The organism is Cryomorphaceae bacterium 1068 (assembly GCA_027214385.1).
Lineage (GTDB): Bacteria > Bacteroidota > Bacteroidia > Flavobacteriales_D > Cryomorphaceae > JAKVAV01.
Genome location: JAPVXR010000033.1, coordinates 1 through 2,594 on the forward strand (window position 1 = coordinate 1; position 2,594 = coordinate 2,594).

The 2,594-nt window shown below is 48.1% G+C and carries 1 protein-coding gene; it reads left to right on the plus strand.

From position 1 onward, the window contains the following. Positions 1-2,594 (plus strand): T9SS type A sorting domain-containing protein (locus O3Q51_18320; protein ID MCZ4410778.1); only part of this gene is annotated, 2,594 nt, incomplete at both ends.

Below are 2,594 nucleotides of genomic sequence, written 5' to 3' on the forward strand. Positions count from 1 at the left end.
TGCGAGTGCGTCGGTACTCCTGTAATCCCGGGTCAGATTTGTGACCTGCCGATTGAGGTGAGCTCATTGCCTTACTTGACTACTGACAATACCATCAACTACTTTGATGATTATGAAAATGCTGACCTTCCGGCTTTGGCACCGGATGCCATTAGCAATGGTTTCAGCACCTTCTACTTCGGCGGAGATGATGTGGTGTATGCCTACACTCCTGAAGAAGATGGAATGATCGATGTGAATCTCACCAACCACGGCACGTGGGTAGGTTTATTCGTAATCACCGGTTGTCCATTTGAATCAACAGTTGGTTCACACACCGCTTCTGACAACCTCGGACGTGATATAGAAATGCTTCCTGTTACTGCGGGAACCACCTATTATATTGTAATCTCGACTTTCCCTTTCCCTCAGAATACGGCTTATGATCTTTCGATCAACGTTGCCGGATTTGACTGTCCTGATTTGGAAGCTGACTTCGGTGATCCTTGTGATGACGGAGATGATGACACGATCAATGACCAGATTACTCAGGATTGCGAGTGTGCGGGAACTCCTGCACCTACTACGCAGTGTGGTGACTATACCAGTGCACCTGGTTTGGACTTCGGTTCCGGTGAAGCCATCATTACTGATGACATAGAAGTATCGGGAACAAACGGAACCTTGACTGACCTTGACGTAGTTGTCGTAATCGACCACATTTGGACTTCTGATGTAGATGTTCGATTGACGAGTCCTTCGGGAGCGACGATTGATCTGATCTTGGATCCTTGTGGAAGTGGAGATAACATCAACGTACTCTTAGATGATGATGGTCCGGCATTGACTTGCGGACCTGTAGGATCAGACCCTGTTCTGTTCGGAACATTCGCTCCCGTTGGTAACCTCTCTGACTTCAATGGTGAAGACTTCAACGGAACATGGACCATCGAAGTAGAAGATGATGTTCCTACTATTGACGACGGAACCTTGGTAAGCTGGTGTTTGATTCCGACTTTAGAATCTACTTTAAACCCTGAGTGTGAAAACGCGATGATGGTAACGGCTACTCCTGAGTTTGCCGGATCAGAAACAGCCGTTTCTATGGCTGATGCGGTAGCTTCAGGAGATGCACAGTGCATCAATGCTGAGAATCCTCAGGCAGACATGTGGTTCTCTTTTGAGTCCGTGACTACGAACATGTACGTTCGCGCATGGGGTCTCAATGACTTTGATGCAGCAGTAGAAGTATACGACTCTTGCGGTGGTGAGCTTCTTAATTGCCAGAACGATGAGCCTGCGGGCGAGCGTGAAGTGGTTATTGTGACGAACACAACTGTGGGCGAGACATACTACTTCCGAGTGTATCATGCCGGCGATGTTGCTCCTGTAGAGCAAAACTACACGGTGGCTGTGGCTCACATCCCGTTCACTCAGCTTAGCGCTGATGACTGCGGAGTATTTGACTACACACCTGCGGACATGATCACAACAGATCTGCCGGTGAACCAATTCTTGCTCACCAGCTGGTACTTTGAGTTTACTGAACTTGAGGCTCCATTCAATACGTACGAGATTCTTTCGCCAAACGGTGCAAACCCCAACTTCATGTTGGAGTGGTTCACACAAGCGGAGTACGGAAGAACGTATGAAGTGAGAACAAGAGCACGCATGTACCAAGGACCTCAGTGGGGTGATTATGGTGATGCTTGCACCATCGGGTTCAGCTCAGTTCCTTTGACTACTCAGCTTATCGAAGAGCAGGCACTTGGATTCTACAACATGTGTGATGTACTGGAAGCTGATAATGTTCCCGGAGCAGAGACTTACCGATGGAAATTCTACACCGGTTTTGGTAGTGCACCGATCATCTATGATTCTCCGACTCGATTCTGTCAATTGGATCTCGTAGAAGGATTGCAGTTAGGTTCGCCTTATGGAGTTGTAATCAGGTGCCTGACACAGGGCGTCGTATCGCCAAATGGTGAAATACGCCTCATCGCGATGAACAACTTCGTACCGGATACAGAACTGGACAATGCCATTACCGATTGCGGAGGAACGTATGACCTCAACACGGTAGTAAGTGCAGTAAATATCTGCGCAGCTGAGTTCTACACCTTCAGATTCACCAACCTGACTGATGCCAATCAAGAAGACCTCCTCTACACAAGAGATGACGGTTTGAGAAGCATCAACCTCTCATGGGTAGTAGGGTTGAATGAAGGAGACACTTACTCCGTTCAAGTACTGGGCGGATCAGGTGGCCTGGTAGGTGAGTACGGAGCTGCTTGTGAAATCACGATAGCCGGAGAACAGGATGTGATCGGTGGATTTGCCGGAGGCAGCGAAGAGCTGAACTCGGGTGTTGAAATCGAGCTCTATCCGAACCCGACTACCGGAGACGAGGTAATGATGAACCTAAGCAACCTGAGCCAAGAGCAGCAGGAAGTGATGGTAGAAATCTACGACCTTTACGGTAAGAAAGTACACGCTGAAATCCTAGGCAACAACGGATCACAAATGAATGCCGTGATTCAATTGCCCGAACTCGCTTCAGGAATTTACACAGTGAATGTTGTGGTAAATGAAGAAAGAGTAGGTGCTAAGAAGCT